Source organism: Streptosporangium sp. LJ11 (assembly GCF_051918945.1).
Taxonomy (GTDB): Bacteria; Actinomycetota; Actinomycetes; order Streptosporangiales; family Streptosporangiaceae; genus Streptosporangium.
In genome coordinates this window covers 318,317-332,976 of the sequence record NZ_JBPXMB010000006.1, presented here as the reverse complement: position 1 = coordinate 332,976, position 14,660 = coordinate 318,317, and the positions used below count along the sequence as shown (strand labels likewise).

The following is a 14,660-nucleotide window of genomic DNA, read 5'->3' as shown; positions in this document are numbered from 1 at the left end:
GGTGTTCACCTCCTTTCCTGGGTCTCGGGGGATCCGGATCCCGATCCGGGTCCGGAAGTCTCGAAGGGCAGCGGTGGCGAGCCGAGGTTGCGGTGCACCGCGCCGGGCACCACCCCGGCGGCCCGCAGCGCCTCGGTCACCGCCTGCTCCCGGTCGCCGCCCTGCCCGGCGCAGGCCACCAGCCCGGCGGCGACGGCCTGGGAGCGGTGCTCGCCGAAACTCAGCCCGCGCATCCCCGGCCGGGGGTCGTGCGGCTCCCAGGCCCAGCCGACGCCGCGACCGAGCGCGGCGACGTAGAGGGACAGGTCCTCGCGCAGCCCGCCGGCGGCGGCCGCGGCCGCGGCGACGTCCGGGACGGCGTGCCAGGAGCGCCGCCCCAGGTAGACGACGATGCTGTCGCGGCGGGGGTAGTGGTCGCGGGCCGAGAGCACCTTGGCCCGGTAGGGCAGCCGCAGCTCCTCCAGCCGCGCCAGTATCGCGCCCCACAGCCCGGGGGCCGCCTCGGGCGTCCGGGCTCCGGCGTACACCCGCACGCAGGCGCCCTCCCGCATGCCGTGGCCGTGTGATCCGTTGACGAGCAGGAATCCGGGCGACAGTGCCGGCAACACCGCCGGCAGGGTGACCCAGCGCGACAGCCCGCCGCCGGTCTCGTCGCGGGCCTCGTCGCGGGCCTCGTCGCGGGCCTCGGCGCCGAGCCGATCCGGCGACAGCAGCACGCGCACGCCGTTCAGCCGGACCACCGCCGGCGAGCCGGGCTCCACCGCGGCCAGGACACGGGTGCTGTCGTGCGGGACCATCGCGCGAAGCGCCTGCTCGAAGCCGGGGTCGCGCGTCGGCCTGCGCGGCTGCTCCCCCTGCGGGTCGCGGCCGGTGTGGAAGGCCTCGTACAGCGCGTCGGCGAGCGCTTTGCGCAGGGCCTTGGGACCGCCGGCGGTGATCTCCCGGCCGTCCACGCCGGCCGAGGTCAGGTCCGCGCCGACGCGTACCCGCTCCAGCGCCCGCGTCAGTGCCTCCGTCAGCGCCCGCGTCATCGTTCGTCTCCCAGGCCCAGGATGGTGGTGAAGGCTGCGGGGTCGAGCAGGAGCCTGCGCCCGACGCCGGCCGCGGCGCGCTCCAGGGGCGACAGCCGCCCGCGCCGGTGACCGGCCACGATGAGCCGGTCGATCAGGTGCCAGCCGGCGAAACCCGCCGCCCTGGCCGCCAGCTCGCCATCCGAGCGCGCCGCGGGCCTGGCCCGCAGGTAGCCCGACCAGAAGGACTCGATGTAGGGCCGCAGGGCCTCGAAGCGGCGGGTGCCGTTGGCGAGGACCTCGCGCTCGTTCGGGGTGTCGTCGCCGCCGGCCATGCCGAGCACGCCCCGGTAGAGCCATTCACCGGCGAAGGCGCCCACGTCGCGCGCGGCGTCGGCCGGCCTGGCCTCCTCCCAGTCGGTCAGGTAGAGGGTGGCGTCGTGGTACAGGAACTGGTCGAGCCGGATGTCGCAGTGCACCGGGACGCGGGGGGCGCGCCGCTCCCACCGCGCCAGGTCGCCGATCGCCTCGACGATCGCGGGGTCGTTGTGCAGGATCGCCCACGCCTCCAGCTCGGCGCCGCTCGCGGCCGCGTAGACGCTCAGCGGGAGGGCCGACAGGCGGCCGAGCGGCGGGACCGGCGGCGGCGAGGTGTCCTCGGCCACCACCGGCGGCGCCTGGAGGGTGTGGAGCGTTCCGATCTGCAGGCCGGCCGAGCGGGCCAGCTCCCAGGTGAAGTCGTCGTCGGAGGCGAGGTCGGCTCCGCTGCGGGCGTCCTGCAGCAGGGCGAAGGCCACCAGGCCGGACTCGGCGTCGCCGCCCAGGAACCGGGGCGCGTTGATCACCTGGTGCCCGTCGAGCAGCGCGCTCATCGCCCTGGTCCGCTCCACCCTGAGCCGGACCGGTTCCGCCTCGCCGAGGGTCTTCTTGACGAAGACCGGGACGCCGGCGTCGGTCACCCCCGCCCAGCTGTCGTTGCGGCCGAAGAACGCGGTGATCGCCTCCTGCCGCAGCACTCCCAGGCCGAGCTCGGTGAGGAAGCGGGTGACCTCGGGCACCTGCTCCAGCGGTACCGGCTCCAGCGTCAGCCGCTCACGCACCGCCATCGCCGGCTCCTGGGACAAGGGCCGCGCCCGCGGCCGGTAGGCGTTCGTCGTGCATGGTTGCCTCTCCCCGTCATCGGAACGGACGTCCGCGGTCCCCGGGCCGGACACGACGTCCGAACGTGACGTCGAACCGTGTCCGGCTGACCGCGGTCTCGAGCATGCAAGGCGCTACTTGCGCCGCGCTTGGAGGCGGCTGCAGGTGCAGGTGACAAGGACGGCGCCCACCGGCACAGCGAGCACCGCCACCATCGTTCGCGCAGGTCACGGCGTTTCCAGACGGCTCGCGGCGGGTGGGGGCGAGCGCCCGGCGCGCTTGGGAACGCGCCTCAGCCGCTTCCAAGTACGCCACAAGTGGCGCCGCGCATGCTGGCGCCCACCGACCGTCAGGCGTTGAAGGGAATGCCATGAGCAGCCTCAAAGGGCCCGGTACCGTCACCTGGGACGTCACCTATGCCTGCCCCCTGCGATGCACGCACTGCTACTCCGAGTCGGGCAGGCGGCCCTCTCGCCAGCTGGACCACGACGAGATGCTCCGGGTCGCCGACGCGATCGTCGCCCTGGGCCCGGAGTCGGTGGAGTTCGCCGGCGGCGAACCGCTGCTGGTGCGGGGGATCTTCGACGTCGCCGAGCGCATCAGGCAGGCCGGCATCGCCGTCAACCTCTACACCGGCGGCTGGACCCTCACCCCGCGGGCGGCCCGGGACGCCGCCCGGGTCTTCTCCCGGATCACCGTGAGCGTCGACGGGGCCAGCGCCGAGGTCCACGACGGGATCCGCGGGCGGGCCGGCTCGTTCGAGCGGGCGATGCGGGCGCTGGCCATCCTCGACGAGGTCGCCCCGCGACACGGGGTGAGGTTCGGCATCGACTGCGTGGTCACCCGCGGCAACCTCCACCAGGTGGAGGAGTTCTGCACCGCCGTCGCCCCCCGTTTCGCGAACATGGCGTTCCTCATCTTCGGCGCCGTGCTGCCGTCCGGGCTGGCCAGCAGGCCGGGCTTCGAGGGCGAGCTGCTCACCGGGCAGGAACTGGGCACGCTGACCGACCCCGAGCGCGTCGCGCACCTGCGGTCCCTGGCGCCGCCCTCGGTGCAGGTGATGACGACCGACAACTTCCTCCTGCAGATGAACCCCGACATGATCGCGCGCTACGGCTTCCCGATGATGCAGGTGGAGCCCGACGGGCAGGTGCGGGCGATGCCCATCTACGAAGGGACCGTGGGAAGCCTGCTGGCCGAAGACCCCCTCACCCTGTGGCAGCGCTCGATCGACCGCTGGCGCGACCCCTTCGTGGTGGAGACCCTGTCCGCGATCCGCTCGATGCGCGACTGGGCCGAGGCGACCCGGCGCCTGGACCACCACTTCGGATCCGAGGAGGTCCGCCGCCGCATAGCCCTTCGCCCGCCCTACCTCGCTCCCACCCCGGCATGAGCCGCGCGCACGCCTCCTGGCGGCCGCTGCTGGGCCACCTGCGGCCCCACCGCGGCCTGCTCGCACTCGGCGGGGCGCTCACCCTGGCCGGCTCGCTGGCCGGGCTGGCGATGCCGCTGCTGGCCAAGACGGCGGTCGAGGCGTTCGGCGCGCAGCGCTCACCGGCCGGGCCGCTGCTGGGCCTGACCGTGGTCGTGCTCGCGGCGGGCGCGCTCGCCGGCGCGCTGGGCAGGTACGTGCTCGAGCGCATGGGGGAGGGCATCGTCTACCGCGCCCGGCGCGCCCTGGTGGACCGGATGCTGCGGCTGCCCGTCCGCGAGGTGGACCGGCTCAAGCCCGGCGCCCTGCTGTCTCGCGTCACCTCCGACACCACCTTGCTGCGCGCGGTGTTCACCAACGGGATCGTCGAGTCGGCCACCGCGGTGTTCATGCTGGTGGGCGCCGTGGTGATGATGGCGCTCATGGACGGGCTCCTGCTGCTGGTCACCGTGGGCGTGCTCGTCCTGGTCGGCGCCCTGGTGGGCCTGGTCATGCCGCGGATCCGGCGGGCCTCGATCCAGGCGCAGGAGTCGGTGGGGGAGATGGGCGCGGCGCTGGACCGGGCGCTGCAGGCCTTCCGCACGGTCAAGGCCGCCGGAGCCGAGCAGCGGGAGATCGACGCGGTGACCGGCGCGGCTCGCCGGGCCCGCGACCGCGGTGTCGCCGTCGCCTGGTGGACCTCGGTGGCGGGCACCGCCTCCTGGGGCGCCGCCCAGCTCACCTTCGTGGCGGTGCTCGGCGTCGGCGGGGCCCGGGTCGCCTCCGGGGCCCTGCAGGTGTCGTCGCTGGTGGCCTTCCTGCTCTACCTGTTCTACCTGGTCGCGCCGATCGCCCAGCTGGTGCAGGGGCTCACCCGGGTGCAGGGCGGCCTGGCGGCGCTCAGCCGGATCCGGGAGATCGAGGACCTTCCGGCGGAGGAGATCTCGCCGCGGGGCACGGGCGGCACGGGCCGGGTGGAGGGGGCGCCGGTCGGTGTGACGTTCGAGAACGTGGCCTTCGGCTACGGCGACGGCCGCCCGCCGGCGCACCAGCAGGTGTCCTTCGCCGTCCCGGCCGGCGGCGTGACGGCGCTGGTCGGCCCCTCGGGGGCGGGCAAGTCCACGGTCTTCGCCCTGCTGGAGCGGTTCTACGAACACCAGGCCGGCACGATCACCGTCGACGGGCGCGACATCCGGCGGTGGCGGCCGGCCGAGCTGCGCGCCGCCCTCGGCTACGTGGAGCAGGACGCGCCGGTGCTGGACGGCACGCTCCGCCAGAACCTCCTCCTGGCGACGCCGCACGCCTCGGGCGAGGCCGTCGGGCGGGTGCTCGGGCTGACGCGGCTGGAGGAGCTGGTCGCCCGGCTCCCCGCGGGGCTGGACAGCGAGGTGGGTCATCGCGGCGTCGCGCTCTCCGGAGGCGAGCGCCAGCGGGTGGCCATCGCGCGGGCGCTGCTGCGCCGCCCCCGCCTGCTGCTGCTGGACGAGGCCACCTCCCAGCTCGACGCGGTCAACGAGCTGCTGTTGCGGGAGGTGATCGCCGAGGTGTCCTCGGAGACCACCGTGCTGGTGATCGCCCACCGGCTGTCCACGGTGGCCGGCGCCGACCGGATCGTGGTGATGGAGGGCGGCCGGGTCAGGGCCACCGGCACCCACGCCGACCTGCTCGCCACCGACGACCTCTACCGCGAGCTCGCCGCCACCCAGTTCCTCGCCGCCCGGCCCGCCTAGCGGCAGGTCGCGCCGTTTCGGATCGCCCCGCCGTCCCGGGTCGCGGGGCCCCGGGCGCGGGCCCCGCATCTGCCCGGGGGCGGGGAATAATCCGTTGTGCGCCGCTGCTGAGGCGGTCACCATGGTCACCATGTTCCGGTACGCCCGCCTCGTGACACCCGCCGCCGCGGGTGCCTTCGGGCGTGTCCGCGACGGCCTGGAGCGCTGACCTCTTCCCGTGAGTCCCGAGGTGACCCGGCGGGGGGAGGTAGCCGGCCCGTAGACGGGTCACCGCGGATCCAGGCAGTGCGAAGGAAGAGACATCATGGCCAAGCAGGCCTACGTGCGGAACAAGCCGCACCTCAACATCGGCACGATGGGACATGTCGACCACGGCAAGACCACGCTGACCGCCGCGATCACCAAGGTGCTCGCCGAGCGGGGGCAGGCCACCTACACGCCGTTCGAGCGGATCGACCGTACCCCCGAGGAGCACCTGCGGGGCATCACGATCAACATCTCGCACGTCGAGTACGAGACCGCCACCAGGCACTACGCCCACGTGGACATGCCGGGCCACGCCGACTACGTGAAGAACATGATCACGGGGGCGGCGCAGCTCGACGGCGCGATCCTCGTCGTGTCCGCCCGGGAGGGCATCATGCCGCAGACCAGGGAGCACGTCCTGCTCGCCAGGCGGGTGGGCGTCGAGCACCTGGTCGTCGCGGTCAACAAGGCCGACGGCGCCGACCCCGAGCTGGCCGACCTGGTCGAGCTGGAGCTGGCCGACCTGCTCGCCGAGCACGGCTACCACGACGTGCCGATGGTGCGGGTGTCGGGGCTGCGGGCGCTGGAGGGCGACCCCGAGTGGGCGGCGTCGGTCCAGGCGCTGCTGGCGGCGGTGGACGAGCACATCCCCGTGCCGGTCAGGTACGTGGACGCGCCGTTCCTGATGCCGGTGGAGAACGTGCTCACGGTGAGCGGCCGGGGCACGGTCGTCACCGGCGCCATCGAGCGGGGCACCGTGCGCGTGGGCGACTCGGTGGAGGCCGTCGGGCTCGGCGACGGGTTCAGCGCGGTGGTCACCGGGGTGGAGACGTTCGGCAAGACGATGGAGCGGGGCGAGGCGGGCGACAACGCCGCCGTGCTGCTGCGCGGCGTCCGGCGCGAGCAGGTGCGGCGCGGAATGGTGCTGGCGGCCCCGCGCAGCCAGCGCGCCCGCCGGTCCTTCACCGCCCGGCTGTACCTCCTGACGGCCGAGGAGGGCGGGCGGCGCCGGCCGATCGCCTCCGGGTACCGGCCGCAGTTCTACCTGCGCACCACCGACGTGCCGGGTGAGCTGACGCTGCCCTCGCCGGCCCGGCCCGGCGACACCGTGGAGGTGTCGGTGGAGCTGGGCAGGGCGGTGGCGGCCGAGCCGGGCCTGGGCTTCGCGATCCGCGAGGGCGGGCTCACGGTCGGCGCGGGCACGGTCTTGACCGTGGCGGACTGACCGCTCGCCGCCGTGGCGCCGCGTGGGACGGGCCCGCCCGTCCCACGCGGGCATCCACCCCCTTCATCCCCCGGGCGCGGGCCCGCGCCCGGGGGATGAAGGGGGATCGCCGTGGCGGGCGACGGTTCTCAGCCGCCGGCCTCGGGCGTCCAGTTCCGTACGACCGGGGCGTACTCGGCGGGCTTGTCGCCGACCTTGAGGCCGGGGTTGACCAGCCAGCTCTGATAGGCGGGGGTGAACATCTGGTAGACCGACGCGGGGGGCACGGAGCCGGCCTCGTCGAGCTGGGCGCGCAGCTCGGCCGGCAGTTCGACGTCGAGCGCGGTCAAGGTGGTGTCGAGCTGGCCGGTGTTGCTCGCCCCGACGATGGCCGCGGCGACCCCGGGCTGGGTGGCGACCCAGTTGAGCGCGACCTGGGCCATCGTCAGCCCGAGCTTGTCGGCGACGTTCTCGAGCGTGGCCAGCAGCCGCCAGTCCCGCTCGGTCCGCTGCCGGCCGGGCGAGCCCGCGCCGGTGAGCCGGCCCTCCCCGGTCAGGCCCTGGTCGGTGGAGCGGTACTTGCCGGTGAGGAAGCCGCCGCCCAGCGGGCTCCACGCGGTGATGCCGAGTCCCAGGCTCTGCCCCATCGGCACGTGCTCGGTCTCGATCGCCCGGTCGATGAGGGAGTAGGGCAGCTGCAGGCTGATCACCGGCTCCAGGGAATGGGCCTCGGCGTAGGTCTGGGCCCGCGCCGCGTACCAGCTCGGCACGTCCGACAGCCCCGCGTAGCGGATCTTTCCGGCCCTGGTGAGGTCGTCGAGGGTGCGCATGACCTCCTCGACGGGAGTGATCCGGTCCCAGGTGTGCAGCATGAACAGGTCGACGTAGTCGGTGCGCAGGCGGCGCAGCGACGCCTCGACCGCTCTGATCATGTGCTTGCGGCCGTTGCCCCCCGCGTTCGGGTCCTTGGGGTCGACGCTGTTGGTGAACTTGGTGGTGAGCACCACCCTGTCGCGCACCTTTGCGGCGGCGATGAGGTTGCCGAGGATGGTCTCGCTCTCGCCCGCGGTGTAGAAGTCCGCGGTGTCGACGAAGTTGCCGCCCGCTTCGAGGTAGCGGTGGAAGATGGCGCCGGACTCCTGCTCGGTCCTGCCGTACGCGGCGTGGAAACCGCCGGTGCCGAAGTTCATCGTGCCCAGGGCCAGCCGGCTGACGCGCAGTCCGGAACGTCCGAGCAGGTAGTAGTGATCCAAAGACATGAGGGTGTCACTTCCGTTCGTGGGCAGAGCCCGGGGGACTGGTCCGTCCCGGTTCCCGCGAGCGGCCGGGGCCCGGGTGTCTCCCGGCGGGAATCGGATGGCGAAGGACGGGTGAGCCCGCGCGGCCGCGACACCCGCCCGGGCGGTCCGGGGCGGCAGCCGGAGCCACGTCCTTTCTGAACCGTGCGGTCCATTCATCAGCTTGCGGACGAAAAAATGGACTGTCAAGTCCAAAATGTGGGGGCCGGGACGCCACGGCCCGGCCACCCCACCGGCCCCGCCCGGCGCGAACCGCGGCGGCGAGGGGTCCTCGCCCCGGGGCCCTCACCTGATCGCGGGCCGAGCCGGCGTCCGCCGGATCCCGGGGTCCCGGCAGCGATGAGGAAATTTCCCAAGAGAAGACATCAGCCATGTAAGGCAAGCGCGCTCCCGGCGAACCACCGCCAGCGATCGTCATGGCCTCATCCGGTCCTCGCACGGGTCATCCAGGCGTTAAAGTGAGCGCGAGGTGATCCATGGCTCGCCGCAGGACGCTCGCACCGGCCTTGGTGACGACCTCACTCGTGGTGCTGGGCATCGTGATCGGCCTGCCGGTCAATGTCGTCAGCGACTACCTTCCCGACAATGTCACCGGCAATCGGCCCGCCTGGATCGCCGGTCTCGCCGGTGCCGTTCTGCTCGTTGTCGCCCTCACCCTGCTGTTACCCACGTTGTCCGAGCGCTGGGCTCGGGTGCCGTCGTTCCGCGTGCCGCCGCGGGATCCAGAGTGGGTCGACCGGCCGGAACTCGCCATGATCACAGCTGCGCTGCACGCCGGGCTGGCTACGGGCATCGTTGGCCTGGGCGGCTTCGGCAAGACCTCGCTCGCCACCGAGATCTGCCATCGCCGGGAGGCCCGCCGGCGGTTCAAGGGCGGCATCGTCTGGGTGACGCTCGGCCGCGACCGGACCGGCGCGGAACTCGCCTCCCTCATCAACGACGTCGTGGCCCACCTCGACGGGGAACGCCCCGAGTTCGGCGATCCCGAGCAGGCCGGCCACCGGCTGGCCGAGGTCCTTGACGGTCGCAAGCCGGTACTACTGGTAATCGACGACGTGTGGAACGCCGCCCAGCTCGGTCCGTTCCTGCTCGCGGCCGCCCATGCTCAGCTCCTGGTCACCACTCGGCGTCCGTCCATCGTGCGGGGCACCACGATCGAGGTCGATGAGATGTCCCCGCAGGCGGCCACCCACCTGCTCACCCGTCACCTGCCGGACATGCGGGCCGATCTCGCACGGGATCTGCTGCGCGCCACCGGCCGCTGGCCGCTGCTGTTGGCGATCGTCAACGCCCGCCTGCGCAAACAGCGGGCCGGCGGCGCCGCCGTGGACACGGCCGCTGAGGGGGCGCTACAGCGGCTGCGGGCGAACGGACCGGCCACCTTCGACCTCACCGTGAACGACGAGCGCGCGCAGGCGGTGAGCGCGACCGTCGACTACAGCCTGGACTTGCTCACCGGCGAGGAGCAGGCCAGGTTCGGCGAGCTCGGCGTCCTGCCCGAGGACACCGACGTGCCGATCGACACTGTCGCCCTGCTGTGGGGATGCCCCACGCCCGAAGCGGAGCGCCAGTGCGAGAAGCTGCACGAGCTCGCCCTGCTCACGCTGCACTGGGCCGACTCGACGGCTGTGGTCACCCTGCACGACGTCATCCGCGGCTATCTGCGCTCGGCAACGGGGTCGACGGCCCTCATCATGGCCGGCCGCCGGTTGATCACCCGCGCCAGAGCGCACGCTCCCGGCGGTTGGTGGAACCTGCCGCCTGACGAGCCCTACCTGTGGGACAACCTGGCCTTCCACCTCAAAGAGGCCGGCTTGCACGACGAAGTGAACGACCTCGTCTGCGACGTCCGCTGGCTGGTTCCGCGCACCGCTCGATCCGGGTCGGCCGCCGCGGCGGCCGACCTCGCTCACGCGTCCTCGCCGACGGCCCGGCGGATCGCCGGCACGCTCTCCGGGTTCGGGCACCTGCTGGCCTCCTCCTGCGACCTGCTGACCCGGCTCAGCGCCATCCCCGGTCGGCAATCGTCGGTCGCCTCGTACGCCGAACAGGCCGGGATCCCCTTCCTGCCCGCCCGCTGGCCGCTTCCCGAGGGCGACTCGGCGAACCTGCGCCGCCTGCTTCCCGGCCACCCCAAGGGCGTGGCCGCGCTGGCGATCGCCCCCGACGGCAGTTGGCTGGCCACCGGTGAGAGCAGCGGTCCGAAGTCCAATGCCAACTACAGCGACGCCGTCGGCGTCGTGCGCCTGTGGAACAGCGACGGTGACCTGCAGACCACTCTCGACGGACATCAAGGGGGAGTCAGCGCGCTGGCCATCGCCCCCGACGGCACCTTCCTGGTCACCGGCGACGGCAACGGCTTCGATGCGATCAGCATGGAGCACACCGTCGGCGCCGCCCGGCTGTGGACGCCCGAAGGAGAGCGCATCGCCTTCCTCGAAGGTCACCATGACATGGTGACGGCGATCGCCATCGCCCCCGACAGCGGTTGGCTGGCCACCGGCGACCACGGCGCCGCTGTCCGCATCTGGAACAGGCAGGGCCGCCTGCTGGCCACGTACGACAGCAACGCCGCCATCGGTTGGATCTCGGCGCTGGCCATCTCACCGGACGGCAACTGGCTCGCCTGCGTCCGCGGATCCCGTGTGACGATCCTGGATCCCGGCGCCATCCCGATCGCCCTCCTGCATCCCGGCGACGGCGAGGTGACGACGTTGGCGATCTCCCCGGACGGCTCCTGGCTGGCCATGGGTGACGATCGCGGCGCCGTCCACGTCCTGGACTCGCACTTCACCGCCTTGCCCGACGCTTTCGCCCTCACCTCGGGATGCCGCTGTCTGGCGATCTCCCCGGACGGCTCCTGGCTCGCGGCCGGCAGCGACGCCGGCCAGATCCACATGCAGAACCGCGACGGGCGCGTGCGCGGCGTCATCGATGGCCATGACGCCGCGGTCACCGCCCTGGCCATCGCCCCGGACGGCGCATGGCTGGCCAGCGGCGACGCGACCGGCACAGTGCGCCTGTGGCAGAGCGACGGCAGGCCACGAGGAACGCTGGGCGGCCACACCGGTTGGGTGAGCGGGATCGCGATCGCTTCCGACGGCACCTGGCTCGCCGGCGCGAGCAGTGAGAACAGCGCTGCCAGGATATGGGACACCGCCCCTGAGCCGCCCGTCGAGACTCCGGGTGAGACCGGGCGGGTGACCGCCCTGGCCGCCGCCCCGAACGGTATGTGGTTCGTCGTCGGTGACGGCAGGGGCCGCGTACGTGTCTGGGACGCCGACGGCCACCGGCGTGCCGAGGTGGACACCCTGTCCAGGGGTGTGTCCGCGATCGCCGTCTCCCCGGACGGTACCTGGTTCGCCACGGCGGCCGTCTACGAGGACGTCCGGCTCTGGCACGCTCACGGCGAGCCGCTCGCCCGGCTGAGCGGGTCGAACAGTTCGTCGGCCCCCGCCATCGCTCCGGACGGATCGTGGCTCGTCACCGCCGGCGGCCCCGGCAAGGTCCGGTTGTGGGACCGCGAGGGCGATCTGCGCCGCACCCTCAAGATCCACGACGCGAAAGAGTCGATCTTCGCCCTCGCCGTCTCCCCGGACGGAACCTGGTTCGCCGCGGCGACCCGCAACCGGATCCGGATCTGGGACGCCGACGGCACGTTCCGCTTCGACCTCGACTGTTCTCCCCTCTGGAAAGTCAACGCAGTGATCATCTCGCCGGACGGCAGCTGGCTGGCCGCCGGGGGCGGCCGCCACGTCGTGGTGTGGGACTCGGCAGGCGGGCGGCGCGGCAGCTTCGGCGGCGATCCGCACTGGGAGCCGATCAAGATCGGGATCTCACCTGACGGCAACCGTTTGGCCACCGGAGAGCCGGACGGCACCGTGCGCCTCTGGGATCCGGACGGCCACGAGCAGGCCCGTCTCTCCTCGCACCGGGGCCGGGTGGGTGCGGTGGCGTTCTCCCCGGACGGCGCCTGGCTGGCCACCGGCGGACACGACGGCACCGTCAAGCTGTGGAACGGATCCGACGAGGTCACCTTCCAGACCGCCGAACGGATCACCGCCCTGGCCTGGCTCGCGGACGCCGCCGGCACGCTGTGCGCCGCCGGGCCGCAGGGCCTGTACGTTCTGGGCAGCCCGCACCCGACAGCGGCCCGCGCGACACCTCCCGTGATCGGTTAAGGGTTACCCGCACGGCCAGGCCGGGCGCCGCATCAGCCGCGCCCACATCGTCTCTGCTCCATCGCCGGCCCCCTTCGGGCCCGATGCTCGGGTCGGCGTCACCGGGGGCAAGAGAGAAGATCGCTTTAGGCCTGCTCCTTACCGATTATTCGGTCGTTGAGCTGCTGGGACGGGTGAAACCGGCGTAGTATTTTGCTCGTATGTCCTACTCAGGCGATGCAAGGATGACCGCTGGCTCACGTCGGAAAGCCGTCCGGGTGGCCATCGCGGGAATCGTTGCCGGGGCGCCGATCTGCTTGGGTTCGCCGGTCGCGTACGCGTCGGACGGGGCGCCGCGGGCCAACGCCGTCGTCGTCTGGGACAGGAACGCCCAGATCGCCATGTGGGACATCGCCCAGCAGCAGCCGCCGGAGCAGTCCCGTAGCGCTGCAATGGTGCACGGGGCCATCTACGACGCGGTGAACGCGATCGCGGGCACTCCGTACCAGCCGTATCTGACCGCGCCTCGCGTCAAGGGGGCCACGTCGATGGACGCGGCCGTGGCGAGCGCCGCCTACCGGGTGCTGAGCGCGCTGTTCCCCGATCAGCGGGAGAGGCTGACGACGCAGTACGACGAGGCGCTGGCCGGGATTCCGGCCGGCGGCCCCAAGCAGCGTGGCATCGCGGTCGGCGATCAGGCCGCCTCGGCGATGATCGCGGCGCGGAAGAACGACGGGGCCTACGGCGACCAGACCTGGGCCGTGGGCACCAAGCCCGGTCAATGGCGGCCGACGCCTCCCGCCTTCGCCTCGAGCGGCGCCTGGATGGCTCACCTCAAGCCGTTCCTCATCCCCAGCGGGTCCATGTTCCGCACCTCCGGCCCGCCGGCGCTCACCAGCAAGCGCTATGCCGAGGACATCAACGAGGTCAAGGAGATCGGCTCGAAGACCAGCACGGTCAGGACCGAAGACCAGACGCAGGCCGCGATCTGGTGGCACGACCGCAATGGGGGCGGCGACTGGGAGATCAAGCGCCAGCTCGCGACGACGCAACGGCTCAGCACGCTCCAGACGGCGCGGATGTACGCGATGGTGAATCTGTCCAAGGCCGATGCCACGATCGCCTGCAACAGCGAGAAGGCGGCCTGGCACTTCTGGCGGCCGATCACCGCGATCCGGGAGGCCGGCACCGACGGAAATCCGGACACAAAGCCCGATTCCGGCTGGGAGCCCCTGCTCGACACGCCGCCGCATCCCGACTTCACCTCCGGGCACACCTGTTCCACCGGGGCGAGCATGTCGTCACTGACACACTTCTTCGGCCGGGACGACCTGTCCTTCAGCGCGTTCAGTCCCCAAGCGGGCGCCACCAGGTACTACCACAGCTTCTCGCAGGCGCTCGCCGAGGTCATCGAGGCCCGGGTGTGGGGTGGTATTCACACCCGCTCGGCCGATGCGCAGGGGGCGGAGATCGGCAAGCGGGTGAGCGAGTACACGGGGGCGCACCACTTCAAGCCCGTCACCCCCGGCCCTCGCTCACAAACGCCTCCCGCCCGCTATGGCGACGGGGGCCTGGCGGTGCGAAGGTAGGCGATGCCCATGTCCAGGGCGGCCTCCAGATGGGCCGTCTGACCGGTGGACATGTGGATCAGAACGCCCCCCTGGATGCCGGCGAGCAGGGCGGCCGCCGCCCGGTCGGGGTCCAGGCCCGGGTCGATCTCCCCGGCCTCCTGCATGTGCCGCACGCCGGCGGCGATCTCGGCCTGCCAGCGGCGCATCAGCTCGGTGACCACGGCCTGGGCACCGGGCGTGCCGCCGTCCAGCTGCGCCACGACGGAGCCGAGCGGGCACCGGGGACCCTGGTTGCGGTAGCGCTCGACGACCTTGTCGCGCCACAGCCGCCAGCCGGGCCAGGAGGTGAGATCGCCGAGCTGGGGCCGCTGGTCCTCCAGCACGCGGTCGGCCTCGAAACGGGCCACGGCCAGCAGCAACTCCTCCCGCCCGCCGGGAAAGTAGTGAAACAGCTGGCTCTTGCTCGTCGCCGTCACGGCCAGCACGTCGTCGAGGGTCGTGGCGGCCACACCGTACTCGCGGATGTGCGCGGCCGCCCCCTCGAGAACGCGCTGCCGCGTCGCGGCTCCCTTGCGGGTCAACGAGCGCATAACACCCCCTGAACTGGACTTATCCCCGTATTTTACGGCGAGCGTCTCGGCGGGCGGCCTGGCCCGGAACCGGGGCGGGACCGTCGCCGCGATCACGGCGCTGCACCAGGCGGCCCGGCTCAGTGAGGGACGGCAACGCAAAGCGGCCAGATCGCTGCGAGCCGCCGAGCTCGCGGTCGAATCCGGCCGCTGGCACTGGCCATCATCGAGGGCGCCGAGCGCAGCGGCGCCCAGCTCGCGGGCACCGGCGTCCATGACCGCCGACCCCACGACCAAAACGCACCCCCGCACAGGACCGGC

General features: G+C 72.6%; 9 protein-coding genes. 5 read left to right on the top strand and 4 right to left on the bottom strand.

Features of this window, described 5'->3' with window-relative positions; genetic code table 11:
* Positions 1–5: 5 nt before the first annotated feature.
* Together ACTOQ3_RS12140 and lxmK are read right to left on the bottom strand one after the other, a co-directional pair.
* Positions 6–1,031 (bottom strand): T3SS effector HopA1 family protein, encoded by a 1,026-nt coding sequence (locus ACTOQ3_RS12140; RefSeq protein ID WP_440083472.1) that lies wholly within the window; start codon positions 1,029–1,031, stop codon positions 6–8.
* Complete coding sequence (gene lxmK, locus ACTOQ3_RS12135; RefSeq protein WP_440083471.1) at positions 1,028–2,116, bottom strand: class V lanthionine synthetase subunit LxmK; 1,089 nt, start codon at positions 2,114–2,116, stop codon at positions 1,028–1,030. The genes ACTOQ3_RS12140 and lxmK overlap by 4 nt, the downstream gene beginning before the upstream one ends.
* A gap of 404 nt (positions 2,117–2,520) precedes the next feature.
* Here lxmK and ACTOQ3_RS12130 point away from each other — a divergent pair, with 404 nt between their 5' ends.
* The 3 genes from ACTOQ3_RS12130 (at position 2,521) to tuf (ending at position 6,762) form a co-directional block, all read left to right on the top strand.
* Entirely contained in the window at positions 2,521–3,543 is a 1,023-nt protein-coding gene (locus ACTOQ3_RS12130; protein WP_440083470.1) for a radical SAM protein, read from the top strand.
* Complete coding sequence (locus tag ACTOQ3_RS12125; RefSeq protein WP_440083469.1) at positions 3,540–5,291, top strand: ABC transporter ATP-binding protein; 1,752 nt, start codon at positions 3,540–3,542, stop codon at positions 5,289–5,291. Before ACTOQ3_RS12130 ends, ACTOQ3_RS12125 begins: the two co-directional genes overlap by 4 nt.
* Positions 5,292–5,595: 304 nt before the next feature.
* Positions 5,596–6,762 carry an elongation factor Tu gene (gene tuf, locus ACTOQ3_RS12120; RefSeq protein ID WP_440083468.1) on the top strand — a complete coding sequence of 389 codons (1,167 nt, stop codon included), beginning with the start codon at positions 5,596–5,598 and terminating at the stop codon, positions 6,760–6,762.
* A 128-nt stretch (positions 6,763–6,890) separates the two neighbouring features.
* Here tuf and ACTOQ3_RS12115 read toward each other — a convergent pair whose 3' ends face one another.
* A complete protein-coding gene (locus tag ACTOQ3_RS12115; RefSeq protein ID WP_440083467.1) occupies positions 6,891–8,000 on the bottom strand; it encodes an aldo/keto reductase in 1,110 nt (369 codons plus the stop codon).
* A 548-nt stretch (positions 8,001–8,548) separates the two neighbouring features.
* Between ACTOQ3_RS12115 and ACTOQ3_RS12110 the strand changes: the two genes are divergently transcribed.
* A complete protein-coding gene (locus ACTOQ3_RS12110; protein WP_440083466.1) occupies positions 8,549–12,220 on the top strand; it encodes an NB-ARC domain-containing protein in 3,672 nt (1,223 codons plus the stop codon).
* Positions 12,221–12,477: 257 nt separating this feature from the next.
* Positions 12,478–13,788, top strand: a complete 1,311-nt coding sequence (locus tag ACTOQ3_RS12105; protein ID WP_440083464.1) for a phosphatase PAP2 family protein — start codon at positions 12,478–12,480, stop codon at positions 13,786–13,788.
* On the opposite strand, the gene ACTOQ3_RS12100 is transcribed toward ACTOQ3_RS12105, so the two are convergent.
* Positions 13,755–14,360: a TetR/AcrR family transcriptional regulator gene (locus tag ACTOQ3_RS12100; RefSeq protein ID WP_440083462.1), complete on the bottom strand. Its 606-nt coding sequence runs from the start codon at positions 14,358–14,360 to the stop codon at positions 13,755–13,757. The genes ACTOQ3_RS12105 and ACTOQ3_RS12100 overlap by 34 nt on opposite strands.
* Positions 14,361–14,660 lie beyond the last annotated feature (300 nt).

What these genes read in the sequence shown, in the direction of transcription:
- ACTOQ3_RS12140 (WP_440083472.1), bottom strand. Translation starts at nt 1,031, where the DNA reads ATGACGCGGGCGCTGACGGAGGCACTGACGCGGGCGCTGGAGCGGGTA.
- lxmK (WP_440083471.1), bottom strand. Translation starts at nt 2,116, where the DNA reads ATGGCGGTGCGTGAGCGGCTGACGCTGGAGCCGGTACCGCTGGAGCAG.
- ACTOQ3_RS12130 (WP_440083470.1), top strand. Translation starts at nt 2,521, where the DNA reads ATGAGCAGCCTCAAAGGGCCCGGTACCGTCACCTGGGACGTCACCTAT.
- ACTOQ3_RS12125 (WP_440083469.1), top strand. Translation starts at nt 3,540, where the DNA reads ATGAGCCGCGCGCACGCCTCCTGGCGGCCGCTGCTGGGCCACCTGCGG.
- tuf (WP_440083468.1), top strand. Translation starts at nt 5,596, where the DNA reads ATGGCCAAGCAGGCCTACGTGCGGAACAAGCCGCACCTCAACATCGGC.
- ACTOQ3_RS12115 (WP_440083467.1), bottom strand. Translation starts at nt 8,000, where the DNA reads ATGTCTTTGGATCACTACTACCTGCTCGGACGTTCCGGACTGCGCGTC.
- ACTOQ3_RS12100 (WP_440083462.1), bottom strand. Translation starts at nt 14,360, where the DNA reads ATGCGCTCGTTGACCCGCAAGGGAGCCGCGACGCGGCAGCGCGTTCTC.